Below are 18,291 nucleotides of genomic sequence, written 5' to 3'. Positions count from 1 at the left end.
TTCTGGCAGGAGGGATCATAAAACGATGAAAGTAAACAAAGCAGATGAATTCTATAAGATATTAGAGAGAAAAGCCATATATCCGGTGTTTCAGCCAATCGTCAATTTGCAGACAGGCAGGGTGTCCGGCTATGAGGCACTCAGCCGTATAGACAGAAGCAGTACGACACTTACGATCTCAGATTTGTTTGTGATTGCTGAACAGTTGGGATGCGTGTGGAAATTAGAAAAACTATGCAGAAACAAAGCTCTGAAGGCAGCAGTTGCAAAACCGGAGAAAGTAAAATTATTTCTTAATGTTGATGGAAATATTATTCAGGATAAAGCGTTTATACAGGGATTTACAAATCGTAAGGCTATGAAGGCTGGGGTTCCTGCTTCTGATATTGTATTCGAAATAACAGAGAGATCAGACATAGAAAACTACCAGATATTGCAGCAGATCATGAAACATTATGCAGATCAGGGATATGAGATAGCATTGGATGATGTGGGAGCAGGACATTCAGGATTAAACCGTGTGGTAAATACCACACCTGATTATCTGAAAGCGGATATAGAACTGGTAAGGGATATCCACAAGGATAAGAAAAAAGAGATCATGATGAAACTCCTGTTGGATTACTGTAATGCAACAGGAGCAATTCTGATTGCAGAAGGGATAGAAACAGCACAGGAGCTGGAATGTCTGCACAGCCTGGGAGTGCATTACGGCCAGGGATTTTTCCTCGGAAAACCAGAACGCGTATTTGGAAATATCGGTGATGAAGCTGCAGAGATATTAGAGAGATTAAATGGTAAAGAGAATATTTTATTTTGGGGACGGAGGACTTGAGGGGCCTCCGTTTTTCCATATACACAGATTTTTATAGCAGATAAAAAATGACAGAAAAAGCATTAAACCGATAAAACCATTTTTGGACTGTGAAGAACAGATTAGAAATTTCATTGTGCGAAAAGGGATGAGAGGTGTTGACCATGAGTTAAACACGCTCTAGCACAGTCCCATGATATAATTTCAAAAACAGCAGAACAATTGCATATCACCTAGCCAACAGAACTGTCAACATTATTCCTTCGCTGGACAATAATATCATTAATAGCAAAGCTATAAGATTTCAAAAAATGGAGTCTTATAGCTTTTTTTTGTGCAAAAATGGAATTCTTTTGATACAAACACTATATCAAGGAGAAGGAATGATCTCTTTGATACTTTTATAGAGAATAACCCTGTCCATCATCTGGTATGAAAAGCTGTTCCGAAAAATTATGCGATGCATAAGAATATTCTCCTGTCATATAATGTTTTGTAAATCATTTTGCATGGATGTTCGCTGATAATAGGTATCTATGATATCCTGTAAAGTAATCGTATTCATTTTTTCTTCAGCAGTTTTTTGGATTTCATTATAGAATCCCTGCAAAGATAACTGAATGTTAATGCCAACGCCACAATCTGGATTGGTATGAGTATCTAAATGAAGCAGCGGTTTCTCGCCTTCAACTGCTTTATAAATATCCAGCAATGTAATCTGGTCTGCTGGTTTTGAAAGAGAAGGACGGGCATGTCCGGCTACACTGGTCATAAGTCCGGCTTTTTTTAGTTTTAACATAAGCTGGCGTACAAAGCCGGGATTTGTATGGACACTTTCTGCAATTGAGGCGCTGGAGAGAGATTTTTCCTGGTTGATAGCAATCAGAACCATTACATGGACAGTATCGCTTAATTTCGTTGAGTATTTCATGATAAGAAACTCCTTGTAGTATGATATAATGATTTTGGTTTTACATTTTTGAGGCGAAAATATTTCTGGTTTGTCTAAAACTTTCCAAGTTCTCAACAGCTCTTTTTAATGTGTTGAGAAACTGTACATATTTTTTATTTTGATGATTGTAAATAATATAATTACAACTATAATGAAATGTAAAGGAAAAGTCAACACAGGAATGAAACTTACGGAGGATTGTATAATATGCTGATTGTGGACAAATTAAAAGGAAATTTATATACCAGAATCAAAAAACATATGACTAAAAAAATGTATCACCTTTATTATCGTGAAAACAGGGAAGCTTCACAGTCTAAAGAAGAATATGAAGCAAATTTATTAAGAGCATACCGACATTTAGACGCATGCAGATTCAAAAATAAGGGATGGCCATGTCCAACATGCCCAAGTTGCTGTTTTTGTGGAAAAGATTATGAAACTATGACTGAGGTAATGGATTTTGCCCGGGAATGGATGAAAGAGAATCCGGACAAAGCCAGATTTATGAAACCACCAAAATCCTTGCATAAACATTGATTATTATATGATGTGATAAAATATTCACAAAGGAGAACTTATGGAATACAAAAATCAAACAGAAAATCGTGCATTTCAGGAAATGCTGCAGGCAGCAGTAAGACGGCTGCAAAATCGTTCCGGAGAGGAGATTGCTGCAAAAAGTGGGGCTGTTTTTCATAGCAGTCAAAATATGCTTGAGGTACCGAGCTTTCATGAAGTGATTGAAATTCAACTTCCTGAGTTTTATATTAACGCAGATATGGATGAATGGCATTATCTGATATTGCTGCATTATCTGGATATGGCCGATGGCACAGAAGGCTCACAGAAGCTCATTACTTTTGGTAACCTGAAAGATGGATTGATTCGAGGAACCAAGTTTGACCGGACTGCAGAGCAGAAACTGGAAAAGCTTTTGCAGGATAAAGATCCTGAGAAAATTCAGAAAGCATGTAAAAACCTGGGTGCAGAATTCACAGAGACAAAGGCGGATCTGTGTGCTGTTTTTCCAGTCCTGCCAAGATATCCGGTAACTTTAAAGATATGGTTTGCAGATGAAGAATTTCCTGTATCTGGCAAAATATTTCTTCAGGATCATGCCGATCATTATCTGAGTGTAGAAGATGCGGTAACAGTTGGAGAAATTTTGCTGCAAAAATTATCGGAAGCATTTTCTTCTCTCTGATCATGAATCAGAAAACTTTCCAACCCGGCTTTGATAAATTTGTCGATTACTGTCTGAATCTGTTTCCAGTCATTACAGTGATTGCGGAGCATCAGTCTGTTGATGGAAAGGCAGCCATTCATTTGAAAATAAAAAACCGATTCTGCCTGTTCAAAGGTCAGGAGGCTGTGTGACATAAGCCAGGTCACATAGCCTTCTTTTGTATTTTCTGCTATTTTTTCCAGAAGAATAGGGGCAATTGCATCATCCAGAAACAGTGCCCTGTATTGTGATTCCATCTGTATTTTCTGACAGAACGGATAGGAACAGCTTTTTTGATTTAGACAGAATAAATGATCTACAGTTGTTAACATATCCTGAGTCATATCATTAAAAATATCTGATAATACATCATGGATATCGTAGTAATGAAGATAAAAAGTGCCACGGTTGATTTCAGCATTTTTGCAGATCTCTGTAACTGTAATTTTCGTAAAACTTTTCTGATTTAACAACTCTAAGAACGTATCTTTTATGGTTTGCCTGGTATAGCGGGTACGGCGATCTTGTTTTCTCGTTTTTTCTGACATTATATACTCCTGTATTAGTTAGTATCATATAATTTCTCAACAATTTTTCTGATGTGTTGAGTAACCATACAAATCTCACAGATTGATTATTGTAATTTATATAGTAACAACTATAATGAGGTTTAAAGAAAAAGTCAACAGATTGTTCAGAATTTTAGGAGGAAAAACATGGGACATGTAATTGCAGTATCAGGAAAAGGTGGCGTAGGGAAAACAACCCTTTGTGGATTGTTAATTCAATATTTATGTGAAAATAGAAAACATCCGGTTTTAGCTGTAGATGCAGATGCAAATGCGAATTTGAATGAAGTGCTCGGCGTTGAACCGGAGATTACACTCGGAGAACTGAGAGAAGAGATTGAACGTGCAGGAGTTGATCCACGATATCAGATTCCGGCAGGAATGACAAAACAGGCTTATCTGGAAATGCGTCTTTCCGATGCAATTGCAGAAGAAGACGATTATGATTTGATGGTAATGGGGCGAACCCAGGGACAGGGCTGCTATTGTTTTGTAAATGGTCTTGTGCAGACCCAGGTTCAGAAACTGCAAGGTCATTATCCATATATTGTGGTTGATAACGAAGCAGGTATGGAACATATCAGCAGAGGAATCCTGCCAATGATGGAAGTTGCGATTCTTGTAAGTGACTGTTCCAGAAGAGGTGTTCAGGCAGCCGGACGTATTGCAAAGCTGATGAAGGAGTTAAACTTTAAACCACAGAAGACTGGATTAATCGTGAATCGTGTTCCGGATGGAAAACTGGATGCCGGAACTCTGGAAGAAATTCGAAATCAGGGACTGGAATTGTTAGGGGTGGTGCCTCATGATAACCAGGTTTATCAGTATGACTGCGATGGAAAGCCGATCATACGGCTTCCGAAAGATTCTCCTGTAAGAAGTGCACTGGGAGAAATTGTAAAGAAGTTAGGATTGTGAGTTGGAGGATTGAAAGTTTGAAGATTGAGTAAACAGAAATATTATCTGATTTGATATAACTATAGCAATCCTCTGAAATAATGCATCTTAATCCAGCCCATCAGAGTGTGAAATCCTGCGTCAGATATCTTTGCCGTGCGTCAGCACGCCTGCAGATATCTTCCTTGTCTTTCGCACTCTGCTGAACTGTCTTAAATGCATTATTTACGAGGATTGCTATAATTGCAAAGAAAGGAAAAGCTTCATGAGAAATCATTGGACAGAAATAGAAAAATATTTAGAAGACCAGAAGATAGCGCAGGAACTGATTGGAGAACTGAGAGATTTTCACATGCGTTATGAGGTAGAGGATCAGGTAAAGGAACGGGTAGAAAAACCGGATATCCTATTTTATGGGAAAAAGATTCTGGAAATGTCAATAGCAGCGCTTCTTCAGGGAGATAACCTGTTACTTTCCGGTGCGAAAGCTACAGGAAAAAATGTACTATGTGAGACACTGGCATGGATATTCGGAAGACCGGAATACGACATTTCTTTTCATGTAAATACAGACAGTGCCGATCTGATTGGAACGGATACCTTTATAAATAATGAGGTTAGCCTTCGGAAAGGCCCTATCTACCAATGCGCGGAATTTGGAGGATTTGGAATCCTGGACGAAATCAATATGGCAAAAAATGATGCGGTTTCTGTACTGCATGCCACACTGGATCATCGGCGCAGAATCGATATTCCAGGATATAACAGGATTTTACTTCATCCGGCAACACGATTTATCGGCACGATGAATTATGGTTACGCAGGTACCAGAGAGCTAAATGAAGCATTGGTTTCAAGGTTTATGGTAATTGATATGCCTGAAATGGATGAGGATAGTGTCCTTTTTGTATTAAGACAACATTTTCCAGATGGGGAAAAAAGTGCACTGAAAGCTTTTGCAGGACTGTTTCTGGATTTGCAGATCAAAGCTTATCATGGAGAAATCTCAACAAAATCTCTTGACCTGAGAGGATTGGTTTCTGCTGTAAAAGCAACAAAAAGCGGACTTTCTCCAATTGATGCAATCCAGATGGGGATCATAAATAAAAGTTTTGATGTATTTGAAAAAGAGATCATAGAAGATGTGGTTTCTACCAGAATCCCATCTTCCTGGACCGGAAAAGACATATGGGGGTAAACTTGTATGGAGGATGTCAGATGGCCGGCGGAACAACTGGAAGAACATCGTCTGGAGATCAGCAATCGTATCAGAAATATTTTTTGGACAGTCAGTGGTGATTATGATATGGAATTTGAACCGGACACAGAAAAATATGTTTATTCAAAACAAACGGTTCTGTATGAGGCAGTGAAGCAGGGTGCCTTTGCACGATATTTTGATCAGAAGAAACTTGGCATGTATTTGATGAAAAAATTACATTTTTCTGCTGGGGAAGATATGCTTTTGCCTATTGCCGGATTATGCATGGATGCTGCAGTGAATCGTTTTATCATTCGAGAACGTTTGGGAACAAAGGAAATCAGAGAACAGGCATTCGGAGAATTGGAAAAGGCCGAGGAAGAGCAGATATCAGATAATGCTGGAACAGACCTGATTCACAGGATTAGGCTTTTGTATATAAGGCATGTTCTGAAGAACACAGACGATGAGGGAATGGATCCGCAGGCAGAGATTGCATTGTACAAGATTCTTTCTCTGAAGGATGCAGAAAATACGGAAGATGTCATAAACGTGATAGATGAGATTTATAATCATGTTTTGGATCCCTCTTTTGAAAAAAAGAATGGAAATCTGGAGAAGATTCTGAATTTACCGGATATGGCATTGGCCAATGACGCGTGGCAGGAATGCATGACGGATGAACAGATGGAAGACATCATTCAAAAATATCTTTCTAATATCAAAAAAAAGATGATGAGTCTGGATATCAGAAACCAAAAGAAAAAAAGATTTTATTTCTCTCCGGAAAATGAAGAAGTTCCGGAAAGCTCGGAGAATATAAATCCACAGGCAGTGCGACGGATACGGGAATATGTGGAACTGAATTACGGAAAATCGTATCTAAGTGAATCGGAGCAGGCCAGAGTCAACCGGAAATTTTGTACAGGAATCCACAAAAACTGTATCCTGTATCTTACAGATGGAATTTTACAGAACCCTGTGATAAAAAATAATCAATACCGTTTTTCTCAGCTGCAGTTTGAAAAAAATAAAGCCTATTATGGAAATAATCACTGGATCATCAAAAGAAATATTTCTGTGTTGGCAGAGTCACTGAAACGGGCACTTATAATCCGAAAGGATGATTTTGTCAGCAGATCTGATGCAGGGCAGCTTGTTCCTGAAAGGTTATGGAAAATTGGAAGAACAGACGATGACAAGTTATTTAATAGAAAAAAGAGATCAGAAGATTCTGAGTTTGTAATAGATGTCCTGATTGATTCCAGTGGTTCCCAAGCTGGCAGACAGGCTCAGGTAGCGGCGCAGGGATATATTATTAGTGAAGCATTAAGCCAGGCAGGAATTCCTCATCGGGTGACAGGATACTGTGCTTTCTGGGGATATACAGTACTTCAGAGATTTCGGGATTATGAAGATCCAAGGGAAACAAATGAAAGAATCTTTCAATTTCGGGCGTATGCCAATAACAGAGATGGGCTTGCACTGAAAACAGTCTCTTCCTCTCTCATGGGGCGACCGGAAAAAAATAAGATTTTAATCGTATTAAGTGATGGAAAACCCTGTGATATGAGCATACAACGACCAGGAACCCGCCAGCCCAAGATCTATGACGGAGAAGGAGCTGTGAAAGATACTGCATATGAGGTGCGTCGGGCCAGAAATCAGGGAATTTTCGTAATTGGTATTTTTGTAGGGAATGAAGAAGAGCTCTCCGTGGAAAAGAGAATCTATGGAAAAGATTTTGCCTATATTCGTAATATCAGCAATTTTTCCCGTATGGTAGGAACTTTTTTGCGAAGACAAATTGATATGGAATGAAAATGGAGGAATCACTATGGGTAAAATTGAATTTGCCAATTGCCAGGATGTAAGAAATCAGAAAAAGATACAGGAATTAGATTGTCCACGCTGTCATGAACCGGGAGGCATTGAAGTCTTTGTGAAAGACGGGATACTTGCAGAGGATGGAGTATGTGATAACTGCGGATATATTCTTCCAGAAGGAACAGAACTGGAGGAAGTAGAGTAAAAAGCATTTAAGGAGATATTTGATGTAATGGCAAAATAGACATTATATTAATTTAATTATTTTTCGAAAACAGTTTGAAGCATGGTCATGTGTAATACTTATTATTTAGAAAAAAAGAAAAGGAGTAAATATAGAGATGAAAATAGCAGTTTGTGGAAAAGGTGGATGTGGAAAAAGTACAGTAACCAGTCTTTTGGCTAAGGCTTTAGCCAGACGAGGAAAAGAAATTTTGGTAATTGATTCCGATGAATCTAATTATGGCCTACACCGACAGCTAGGTATGAAGCTTCCCAGAGATTTTACAGACTATTTCGGTGGTAAGCAAAATGTTTTAAATGATATGATGTTATCAAAATTTACTCATCAGTTTTTTGAGGAAACCTGGACTATAGATGATATACCGGAAGATTATTATAGTCTGAAGGACGGTGTAAAACTGATGAGCAGTGGAAAAATCCATCAGGCAAATGAAGGGTGTTCTTGTGCTATGGGAACTGTTATGACTCAATTTATCCAAAATCTCAGGCTTAAAGAAGACCAATTTGCGCTAATGGATATGGAGGCTGGTATTGAACACTTTGGACGTGGAATTGATAACGGTGTAGATTTGATATTGATAATCATAGATCCATCCTATGAATCCCTACAGCTTTCCAAAAAAATCGGGGAATTATCGGAAAGTATTCGAAAACCATTTTATTACGTTCTCAATAAAGTAACAAAAGAGAATCAGGAAATGATGTATGAAGCTGTATGGAATTCAAGTCGAGTCGCTGTATCTCTTGGCGCGGATCCTAGTATTATGGGAGAGGGACTGATGGGGAAAGAACTATCAGAAAAACCAGATGCTATTGAAAACTTAACAGAATTTCTACTTTCTATTTAAAGAATGAGGAGATTTACTGTGGATATATTATAAAAGAAACCCAGATTATACAGCTGTAATTTGTAATATTACATCCGCTTGACGCAAGAAAAAAGCAGTGATATACTGAAACAAAAATTATTTATAAAATAATAATAAAAACCTGGGACTATATTGTGTGATTGAACAGTTACAAAAAATGCAATTCTTGTGGAGGGTATAGGATGATACAGATTGCAATTGTGGAAGATGAAGAAATTTACGTAAAACAATTAACAGAGTATATCCGGAAATATCAAACGGAAAGGGGAAGATCAATAAAGGTTACGGTATTTGGTGATGGAGAAGATATCACTGAGAATTACAGTGGCGGTTTTGACATTATTCTGATGGATATTCAGATGCGGTTCATGGATGGTATGACAGCAGCAGAAAAAATCCGTCAGATGGATCAGAAAGTAATTATTATGTTTATTACAAATATGATTCAATATGCAGTACGTGGATATGAAGTTGATGCAATGGATTATGTAGTAAAACCAGTTGAGTACTTTTCTTTTTCGCAGAAACTGGATAAAGCAGTTGGACGTATGCGCTCTGAGGTTAAAGAATTTCTTACGATTCCGATTGGGGAAGGAGTTGTAAAGATAGATATAGCAGATATCTATTTTATTGAGGGGCAGAGACATAATGTAATTTATCATACTTCGAGAGGAGATTACTGTTCAAGAATTACGATGAAAGAACTCGAAGAAAAACTTGCGGTACATAATTTTTTTCGATGTGCAAAGGGATATCTGGTAAATATGAATCATGTAGAGGGATTTGTTGGTTCTGATTGTGTGATCCATAATGTACATATACCTGTCAGCAGAACCAGAAAAAAAGAATTCATGAATCTGCTTCTGCAAAACCTCAATATGGAATGATTTCATGCGAAATGGAGGATACTATGTTATATCAGGATATTCCAAGAATTTATACGGCAATAGCAGAGTGGGGATCATGTCTGGTTTATCTTTATATCCTAAAAAAAGAAAACATGAAATCTGTACATTTTCTTATAGGCAGTCTTTTCATGTTGGCAATGCAGAGTATTTTTCTGACTTTGACAGGCAGCGTAACTGAAATTTTGTGGATTCCCTGTATGATGATCGCTGCAGGTATGATGTATGGATTTCTTATGGTCGGAGGAAATATGAAGCCTCTGGGAGCGGCTTATTGCTGTGCCCGTGCATTTGTTCTTGCTGAATTTGCAGCTTCGCTGCAGTGGCAGATGGTATCTATTGTACAGGCATGGGGGAATCAGAGCCTCTGGGTTGAAATTCTGATCACGATGGTTGTTTTTGGAGGCTGCTTTACTATTGATATTTATTTAGAAAAAGATCTTCTGAAGCAGAATTATCTTGAACAGATGACAGTAAAGGAAGTAGTAGCGGCGGCAATCATGGCTGTTGCAATCTTTGCTTTTAGTAATCTGAGCTTTTTAAATGAAAATGCACCATTTGCGAGCAGAGAACGTGCAGATATTTTTTCTATCAGAACACTGATCGATTTTGGAGGAATTGCAATCCTGCATGCTTATCAGAGCAGGATCAGTGAGTATGTTGCCGAGAAAGAACTTTCAGTAATGAACGTGATGCTGAAAAGCCAGTATGATCAATACCGAAATTATCAGGACAGCCTGGATCTCATACAAATGAAATACCATGATCTGAAACACCAGATAACGGGACTTCGTGCGGAATCAGATGAAGAGAAACGAAAAAAATGGATTGATTCCATGGAAAAGGAAATCGCTGCTTTTGAGAATATAAGCAGAACGGGGAATCAGGTACTTGATACGATTTTGGCAGCTAAGATTTTCCATTGTCGAAAAAATCATATACAGATTACCTGTGTGGCAGATGGAAAATTATTGGATCATATGCATGTAACAGATATATGTTCTATATTTGGAAATGCTTTGGATAATGCGATTGAGCATGTAATTTTGATTCCAGATCCGGAAAAAAGACTGATCCATCTGACAGTATCCGCTCAAAAAGGATTTGTGTTCATCAAGATAGAGAATTATTGTGAAGCAGAAATTTCCAAAAATGAAGAGGATCTGATTACAACAACAAAAAAGGATAGTAAAAACCATGGTTTTGGATTGAAGAGTATTCGTAAAGCTGTAGAAAAATATGATGGTTCTGTAGTATTTGGAGTACAGCAGAACTGGTTTGAATTAAAGATTCTTTTACCCAGAGTATTGTAATGCTCTGGGTATTTTTGTTGCCAAGCATACGACAAAAAGGTCCGGTGGACCTTTTTTAGTATTTTGTGCCATATTTGCTGCATCTTGTGCCAAAAACGGCACGAAATAATAACCATGTTATAGTAATGCCAACAGGAAATGATACCTGAAAAAGATGAGAGAGTCAAAGGAGGAAAAAAGAGAATGATCAGTGTTGAAATGGAAGATGTTCTGGCGGTATTACAATTATGCAAACCGTATATTATCGGTATTATTGCTGCACTTGTAATTGGAATCGTAATTATGATCGCATGCCGCAGGATGTCCAGGGGCAAAAGATTTCTGATAAGAGGAGAAGCTGCGATCGCAATGGTTCTTGCAGTTGTTGTCTGCGTGAATATGATCTGTTTTGGACCAATGTCTACGTTGATTGGACTGGCAACGGGAAATGGAACTTTAAGCGATGAAACAAATGAAGAAGCTGCGGAAGTAGCAGAAGAAATTATGGAAGATGGAATTGTTCTTCTGAAGAATGAAAGCCTGCTTCCTTTAAATGAAACAAAAAAACTGAATATTTTTGGCTGGGAATCTATTAATCCGGCTTACGGAGGAGCTGGTTCCGGTGGAATTAATGATCTGTATGATATTGTCAGTCTGAATCAGGGACTTGAAAATGCCGGATTTTCTATTAACCAGGAACTGGTTGATTTTTATAACAATTATGGTGCAGATAATCCGGAAATGTCTATCCAGAAACAGAGTTGGACATTACCGGAGCCACCTGTAGATACTTACAGTGATGAGCTTATTAAAAGTGCGAAAGAGTATTCTGATGTGGCAGTTGTGGTTCTTTCCAGAAAAGCAGGTGAAGGTCATAATGATATTCCTATGGATGTAAGAAAAGCAGCATATGATAATAATTCAGAGGAATATGATGATTTTCCTGAGGGAGAGCATTATTTACAGCTTTCACAAACTGAGAGAGATATGGTGGATATGGTTTGCTCAAACTTTGATAATGTGATTGTGGTTTATAATGGAGCAAATCAGTTTGAACTTGGTTTCGCAGATGAATATCCTCAGATTAAATCTGTTGTATGGTGCCCCGGAACGGGAAATGTGGGATTTAATGCACTTGGTAAAGTATTTTCAGGTGAAGTCAATCCTTCCGGAAAAACACCGGATACATTTATTTATGATATGACGACTGCTCCGTGGTGGAATAATGCAGAAAAAACGGAGTATACAAATCTGGCAGATTTGGCCGTTGAAGGAATGAACGCAGGAACTGCGCAGGTGTATGCTCCGGCATTTACTAATTATGTGGAAGGTATTTATGTAGGATACAAGTACTATGAAACAGCTGCACAGGAAGGTGCGATTGATTACGATAAGACTGTACAGTATCCATTTGGATATGGTCTGAGTTATACGGAATTTGAACAGAAAATGGGTGAACTGGAGGAAAAAGACGGACAGATTTCTGTAGATGTAGAAGTAACCAACACCGGAGATGTTGCCGGAAAAGATGTAGTAGAAGTGTATTATAAACCGCCATATACAAATGGGGGAATTGAGAAATCTTCTGCAAATCTGATCGAGTTTGCAAAAACAAATCTGCTTCAGCCGGGAGAATCTCAGACTGTTACAGTTACATTCAGTATAGAAGATATGGCCTCTTATGATGAGAATAATGCAAAAGCATATGTTCTTGAAAAAGGTGACTATGTAATCTCTATTAACAGCGATTCACACACTGTGATGGATCAGAAAACTTACACTGCAGATAAAGATGTAGTATATAAGGGAGAAAATAAAAGAGCATCAGATGATACTGCAGCAACAAATGTATTTGAAGATGCAAAAGGCGATGTGACATATTTATCAAGAGCAGATCATTTTGCAAATTATGAAGAGGCTACAGCAGCACCGGCATCTGCAGAGCTGGGTGAGCCATATGTTTCTGAATATCATCTGAACAGCAACTTTGATAAGACTACATATCTCAATGATGAGGATGTAATGCCGACAACGGGAGCAGATAATGGACTTACATTAGCTGATATGCGTGATGCTGATTATGACGATCCTCGTTGGGAAAAACTTCTGGATCAGCTTACTGTTGATGAAATGGCAAATATGATTGCAATGGCCGGTTATCAGACAGCAGCCATGGATTCTGTGGGAAAAGTGGCTACACTTGATTTCGATGGACCAGCAGCAATTAATAACAACTTTACAGGAGTTGGTTCTATTGGATTCCCAATTGAAGTTGTGGTTGCATCCACATGGAATAAGGAACTTGCACAGGCCTGGGGTGAATGCATGGGCAAGATCAGTCAGGAAATGGGTGCAGAGGGCTGGTATGCACCAGGTATGAATACTCATAGAACTGCATTTGGAGCAAGAAACTATGAATATTTTTCAGAAGATGGAGTTCTTGCAGGAAATATGGGTGCAAATGCAGTAGAAGGTGCAAGAAAATATGGAGTTTATTCTTACATTAAGCATTTCGCACTGTATGAAGGAAATGCAAAGATGGTAAGTGTCTGGTCAAATGAGCAGGCAATCCGTGAAATCTATCTGAAACCATTTGAAATCTCTGTAAAACAGGGAGGCGCAAATGCGGTTATGGTTTCCTGGAGTTTCCTTGGAGATAAATGGACTGGAGAATGCAGTAATCTTATGAACACAGTTCTCAGAGATGAATGGGGCTTCAGGGGAATGGCGCTTACAGACTTCTTCCGAAACAATGGTCATGGATTTATGAATGCAGATGCAGCTTTGGCGAATGGGGTAGATGCAATGCTGTCCACATTCAATGGAGAAGAGAACAATGTAGCCAATCCGGAGCATCCAACAGCTGTACTTCAGATGAGAAATGCCTGCAAAAATGTCATGTATACAGTTGTAAGCAGCTGGGCTTATGATGGAGAACACGAAGAAACAGGTATGGAAAACTGGAAAAAAGCAGGAATTGGTATCGACATTGTAATAGCACTTTTCATGGCAGGAATGGAAGTACTGGTAATCAGAGGATATAAGAAAAGAAAGAATGCTGAATAAGGAAGAAAGTGGGATGGAAAACAGTTATGAAACAGCAAAAATTGGTTGAAAAGATGACAATAGAAGAAAAGGCAGCGATACTCAGTGGAAAAACTGTCTGGCAGACCAGAGAAATTGACAGGCTTTCCATCCCGTCCATCTTTCTTTCAGATGGACCGCATGGAATCAGAAAACAGGCAGGAGCAGGAGACCATCTGGGACTGAATGCATCCTTGAATGCAACTTGTTTTCCCACAGCAGCGACGATAGCAAACAGCTGGAATCAGGATTTGGGGGAAGAGATTGGACAGGCTCTTGGAGAGGAAGCAGCAAGTATGGATGTAAATATCCTGCTTGGTCCGGGATTAAATATTAAAAGAAGCCCATTATGTGGAAGAAATTTTGAATATTTTTCAGAAGATCCATATCTTTCCGGGAAGATGGCAGCGTCATATATTCGTGGAATACAGAGTAAAGGCGTTTATGCCTGCCCGAAGCATCTGGCGGTTAACAGTCAGGAACTTCGGAGAATGGCAATGGACGCAGTTGTTGACGAACGGACATTAAGAGAAATTTATCTGACCGGTTTTGAGATAGCTGTTAAAGAAGGACACGCAAAAGCAATCATGAGCAGTTACAACCAGATTAATGGGATTTATGCTAATGAGGACAAACATCTTTTGACAGATATCCTGCGCAAAGAATGGGGATTTGATGGAATTGTAGTAACAGACTGGGGCGGAAGCAATGACCATGTGAAAGGTGTTGCTGCCGGCTCAAATCTGGAGATGCCGTCCTGTGGGTACGATTCTGCAAGGGAAGTGATTGCTGCTGTCCGAAATGGAAAGCTGAAGGAAGCGGAGTTGGATGAAAGAGTTGGAGAACTGGTAGATGCAGTGATGGAACTGACATCAGGGAAGGAGCTTTCAGATAAAAACTTTGACAGAAATGCACATCATCAACTGGCAAGGAAAGCAGCAGCAGAAAGCATGATTCTTCTGAAAAATGAAAAACAGATTCTTCCTCTGGATACCAAAAAATCCATCGCTGTTATTGGAGATTTTGCTTTTTCACCCAGATATCAGGGGGCAGGATCTTCTATGGTCAATCCAACAAAAGTAGAAGATATGTCATCGATTTTGCAACAATATGATCTGAATATTCTGGGAATGACAAGAGGCTATCATAGAAATGGAGATGTAGATGAGAATGATAGAAAGTTTGCATTAAATTTGTCTATGAATGCGGATATTGTGATTTTCTGCTTTGGTCTTGATGAGATCAGTGAATCAGAAGGACTGGACAGAACCCATATGCGTATTCCGCAGGACCAGATCGATCTTCTGCAGGATATCAGTAAAGTAAATGAAAATATTATTGGAATACTGAGTGCAGGATCTGCGATAGAAATGCCATGGCACACCTGCTGCAAAGCGATTTTGCATGGCTATCTGAATGGACAGGCAGGCGCTTCTGCAACATTGGATATTCTGACCGGAAAAGTGAATCCATCAGGAAGACTGGCAGAAACATATCCCATATCTTATGAACAGACACCGGCATTCCGATATTATCCAAGTAATGAGAAAACATCGGAATACCGCGAGAGTGTTTATGTAGGATATCGCTATTATGATACTTCAAAAGTCCGGGTGCAATATCCATTTGGATTTGGGCTTTCTTATACGGAATTTACATATTCTGATCTTATCATAGAAGAGGATGGAATCAAAGTTTCGGTTACCAATACAGGTGACAGAGACGGAGCTGAGGTGGTTCAGATGTATGTAGGACTTCCTAATGCAATCGTGTTCCGACCGGAAAAAGAACTGAAAGGTTTTGCAAAAGTTTATCTAAAGGCAGGAGAAAGCAGACAGCTCAGGATTCCGTTTGATGATAAGACATTCCGTTATTGGAATATAAAAACGGGACAGTGGGAAATAGAAACAGGAACTTATCAGATTATGGTAGGAGCCAGTGTTGCAGATATTCGTTTAACAGGTATGACCGAGAGAACAGGAAATAGTAAAGGGTATCCGTATAATCCGGCAAAAATGCCTTATTATTATACAGGAATCGTGCAGAAAATATCAGATGAGGAATTTCGTGAACTTCTTGGCCATGAGATACCGAACAGAAGATGGAGTGGAAATCTGGAAATCAATGATGCAATTTGTCAGATGTATTATGCAAAAAGCAGACTTGCAAGACTGATATATAGATGTCTCACAAAAATGAAAAAGAAGAGTGAAGAACAGGGGAAACCAGATCTGAATATTCTATTTATTTACAACATGCCATTTAGAGGTATTGCCAAGATGACCGGCGGGGCAGTCAGTATGGAAATGGTATATGGAATTGTCGATGCTGTGAATGGACACTTTATGCTTGGAGTAAAAAAAGTAGTTGGCGGATATTTCAGAAACAGAAGAAATAATAAGAAATATGAAAAATTATTAAAAGAAGCCGGAGGGAAGTGCAGATGAATCATATAAAAAATATATGGAAATGTTTTGAAGAGAAACATTCTGCTATTGCAAAATGGCTTTATCAGATATTCTATTTTGTTATATTCAGTATGGGCGTGACGGTATTCCAGTATCTTGTATTTACATTTTTACCAGGGATTTTGGGAATTGGTCTGGCTGGTACAGAATTTATGTGGCCAAAGGTTTCCATGAATCTGTTTGGAGTAAAATTTACATGGAGTTTACTGGGGTATAATGTATTGCGTGATGCAACGGGGAATATACTGATCGGTGGTGGACTTGGCTATTTTATCAGTTATGAATTAGGGTCATTTCTTGCACAGTGTATCAATTTTCCACTTCAGAGAAATATTACTTTTAAAAGCCATGGAAATCCTGTATATCAGGCAATCTGGTATTTTATAGCATGGGTGGTAATTTCACTGATTTGTAATGGATTTAATAATCTGTGGATGCCAGTTGCATCTGCATATGTGGCACCGGCAGTCTATAACATGCTTGTGACAATTATCACAGGTGGAGTTTCCATGGTGATTTTTTTCTTTGTGTTTAAAATTATTTTCCCGGAGGGGAAGGCTGAATAGAAAATATTGTTGTTGGGGCTGCTTCCGGAATGGTGGAATCTCATGATTTCAGCGGTAAAAAGATTGTGCTTTTTGCAACATCCGGTGGAAGTGGATTTGGTAACACTGTAAAAGAATTACAACCGTCTGCACCAGATGCAGTTATTACAGAAGGCAGATTATTAAATCGCGGAACAAAACAGGAAATCAGAGAATGGGTAAAATTTTTATAAATCATAGAGAAACGGAGGCATACAGAATATGGGAAAAATAGTACATGCAGCAGGAAGAAATGCATTTGGCGAATTGCCATATGAAGAGGAAGCAATGCGTGCTCATGCAAAAGAGATGGTGTTCCCAATTGGCGCACCAGATGAATGGTTTTTCCCATCTGGCAATTGAAGTACCTGGCGAGGAAACATCCAATGAGTGGTGTGAGCCGGTTACAGACGCAACATATAAATTATTGAAATAAGGTTGCATGGATAACAATGAGACTGTGAGAAAAAGTCTGTAAATAAGATTCTTCTATGATATGCAAGGGTGGCAAGCCTGAAAATCAGGCTTCTCACCCTTGTTTTATATATAACAGTTGTTGAATGGCATGTCAAGAGCAGGCGGTTTTCCGCCCGTCTTATTCGCCCGTTTATTCGTTACTCTGGGAGGCGTCCTTCGTACATAATACTCAGTTCACCATACACCTGTGCCCAGTTGCGGATCGTACTGGTCCATTTCTTTGTAGCTTCAAATGTGGCAAGATACAGTGCCTTTAATAGAGCTGTATCGCTTGGAAATACGCTTCTCTGGCGATTCAGTTTCCGGTAGGTAGAATTCAGGGATTCAATAGCATTTGTAGTATAAATCACCGTTCTGACCGTCGTTGAAAATTTAAAGATCGGCGAGATTGCGTCCCAGTTATCCTTCCAGCGCTTCATGGAATTCGGATATTTCGGTGTCCATTTTTCTGTTACACGCTCTAAGGCTGCCAGAGCTTTCTTTTCATCTGTGGCCTGATAAATGTTTTTCAGATCCGTAGCGAAGGCTTTTCTGTCTTTATCCGGGACATATTTCAACGTGTTCCTTACCTGGTGTACAATACAGCGCTGGTATTCCGTCTTTGGAAAAGCTGCTGCGATCGCTTCTTTGATTCCGGTTAAACCATCGGCACAGATGATTAATACATCTTTGACACCACGATTTTTCAGTTCATTCATAACGGAAAGCCAGTATTTTGCGCTTTCGTTATCGCCAACACTGATGGTTAAAACTTCTTTTTTCCCTTCCGTGTTGATTCCCAGAATCACGTAAGCAGCAAGCTTTCGGATCACGCCATTATCCCTTACAGAATAATGGATTGCATCAATGTAGAGAATGGGATAGACCTCGTCCAGTGGCCG

At 39.0% G+C, this 18,291-nt stretch carries 16 protein-coding genes and 2 pseudogenes; 15 read left to right on the top strand and 3 right to left on the bottom strand.

What is annotated here, in order from left to right; all coding sequences use genetic code 11:
* The first annotated feature begins 25 nt into the window (after positions 1-25).
* Positions 26-835: an EAL domain-containing protein gene (locus tag KQI87_RS12950; protein WP_216460503.1), complete on the top strand. Its 810-nt coding sequence runs from the start codon at positions 26-28 to the stop codon at positions 833-835.
* Positions 836-1,295: 460 nt separating this feature from the next.
* On the opposite strand, the gene KQI87_RS12945 is transcribed toward KQI87_RS12950, so the two are convergent.
* Positions 1,296-1,745 (bottom strand): Rrf2 family transcriptional regulator, encoded by a 450-nt coding sequence (locus tag KQI87_RS12945; RefSeq protein WP_216460502.1) that lies wholly within the window; start codon positions 1,743-1,745, stop codon positions 1,296-1,298.
* Positions 1,746-1,973: 228 nt separating this feature from the next.
* On the opposite strand from KQI87_RS12945, the gene KQI87_RS12940 reads away from it, so the two are divergent.
* Together KQI87_RS12940 and KQI87_RS12935 are read left to right on the top strand one after the other, a co-directional pair.
* The gene (locus tag KQI87_RS12940) at positions 1,974-2,306 is read left to right on the top strand and encodes a nitrous oxide-stimulated promoter family protein (RefSeq protein WP_215659731.1); all 333 of its coding nucleotides are present in this window, start codon (positions 1,974-1,976) and stop codon (positions 2,304-2,306) included.
* A gap of 40 nt (positions 2,307-2,346) precedes the next feature.
* Positions 2,347-2,973: a DUF3786 domain-containing protein gene (locus KQI87_RS12935; protein WP_216460501.1), complete on the top strand. Its 627-nt coding sequence runs from the start codon at positions 2,347-2,349 to the stop codon at positions 2,971-2,973.
* Here KQI87_RS12935 and KQI87_RS12930 read toward each other — a convergent pair.
* Entirely contained in the window at positions 2,895-3,542 is a 648-nt protein-coding gene (locus KQI87_RS12930) for a TetR/AcrR family transcriptional regulator (RefSeq protein ID WP_082424858.1), read from the bottom strand. The genes KQI87_RS12935 and KQI87_RS12930 overlap by 79 nt on opposite strands.
* A gap of 168 nt (positions 3,543-3,710) precedes the next feature.
* Between KQI87_RS12930 and KQI87_RS12925 the strand changes: the two genes are divergently transcribed.
* The 12 genes and pseudogenes from KQI87_RS12925 to KQI87_RS17590 form a co-directional block, all read left to right on the top strand.
* Positions 3,711-4,481 carry an ATP-binding protein gene (locus tag KQI87_RS12925; protein WP_216460500.1) on the top strand — a complete coding sequence of 257 codons (771 nt, stop codon included), beginning with the start codon at positions 3,711-3,713 and terminating at the stop codon, positions 4,479-4,481.
* Between the two features lie 244 nt (positions 4,482-4,725).
* Complete coding sequence (locus KQI87_RS12920) at positions 4,726-5,658, top strand: AAA family ATPase (protein ID WP_118610329.1); 933 nt, start codon at positions 4,726-4,728, stop codon at positions 5,656-5,658.
* Positions 5,659-5,664: 6 nt separating this feature from the next.
* Entirely contained in the window at positions 5,665-7,482 is a 1,818-nt protein-coding gene (locus KQI87_RS12915) for a cobaltochelatase CobT-related protein (protein ID WP_216460499.1), read from the top strand.
* Between the two features lie 16 nt (positions 7,483-7,498).
* Positions 7,499-7,693, top strand: a complete 195-nt coding sequence (locus KQI87_RS12910) for a hypothetical protein (RefSeq protein ID WP_216460498.1) — start codon at positions 7,499-7,501, stop codon at positions 7,691-7,693.
* Positions 7,694-7,829: 136 nt separating this feature from the next.
* Positions 7,830-8,579, top strand: coding sequence for an ATP-binding protein (locus tag KQI87_RS12905; RefSeq protein WP_055149525.1), 750 nt, complete (start codon positions 7,830-7,832; stop codon positions 8,577-8,579).
* 203 nt (positions 8,580-8,782) lie between these two features.
* Positions 8,783-9,487, top strand: a complete 705-nt coding sequence (locus KQI87_RS12900) for a LytR/AlgR family response regulator transcription factor (RefSeq protein WP_019162588.1) — start codon at positions 8,783-8,785, stop codon at positions 9,485-9,487.
* Between the two features lie 23 nt (positions 9,488-9,510).
* The gene (locus tag KQI87_RS12895) at positions 9,511-10,818 is read left to right on the top strand and encodes an ATP-binding protein (protein ID WP_216460497.1); all 1,308 of its coding nucleotides are present in this window, start codon (positions 9,511-9,513) and stop codon (positions 10,816-10,818) included.
* Between the two features lie 183 nt (positions 10,819-11,001).
* Positions 11,002-13,863, top strand: a complete 2,862-nt coding sequence (locus KQI87_RS12890; protein ID WP_216460496.1) for a glycoside hydrolase family 3 C-terminal domain-containing protein — start codon at positions 11,002-11,004, stop codon at positions 13,861-13,863.
* A 26-nt stretch (positions 13,864-13,889) separates the two neighbouring features.
* Positions 13,890-16,328 (top strand): glycoside hydrolase family 3 C-terminal domain-containing protein, encoded by a 2,439-nt coding sequence (locus KQI87_RS12885; RefSeq protein ID WP_216460495.1) that lies wholly within the window; start codon positions 13,890-13,892, stop codon positions 16,326-16,328.
* Positions 16,325-16,915 carry a hypothetical protein gene (locus tag KQI87_RS12880; RefSeq protein WP_118338895.1) on the top strand — a complete coding sequence of 197 codons (591 nt, stop codon included), beginning with the start codon at positions 16,325-16,327 and terminating at the stop codon, positions 16,913-16,915. The genes KQI87_RS12885 and KQI87_RS12880 overlap by 4 nt, the downstream gene beginning before the upstream one ends.
* A gap of 32 nt (positions 16,916-16,947) precedes the next feature.
* Positions 16,948-17,127, top strand: a pseudogene (locus tag KQI87_RS12875) (flavodoxin); the annotation flags it as partial.
* A gap of 25 nt (positions 17,128-17,152) precedes the next feature.
* A pseudogene (locus KQI87_RS17590) lies at positions 17,153-17,369 on the top strand (hypothetical protein); the annotation flags it as partial.
* A gap of 178 nt (positions 17,370-17,547) precedes the next feature.
* On the opposite strand, the gene KQI87_RS12865 reads toward KQI87_RS17590, so the two are convergent.
* Positions 17,548-18,291, bottom strand: a 744-nt coding sequence (locus KQI87_RS12865) for an IS256 family transposase (RefSeq protein ID WP_216460494.1), incomplete at its 5' end; no start/stop codon positions are given.

Origin of the sequence: Blautia sp. MSJ-9, assembly GCF_018919065.1 — a bacterium.
Taxonomy (GTDB): Bacteria; Bacillota; Clostridia; order Lachnospirales; family Lachnospiraceae; genus Blautia_A.
The sequence above is the reverse complement of the archived record's forward strand: the minus strand, read 5'-3'. Positions and strand labels throughout refer to the sequence as shown.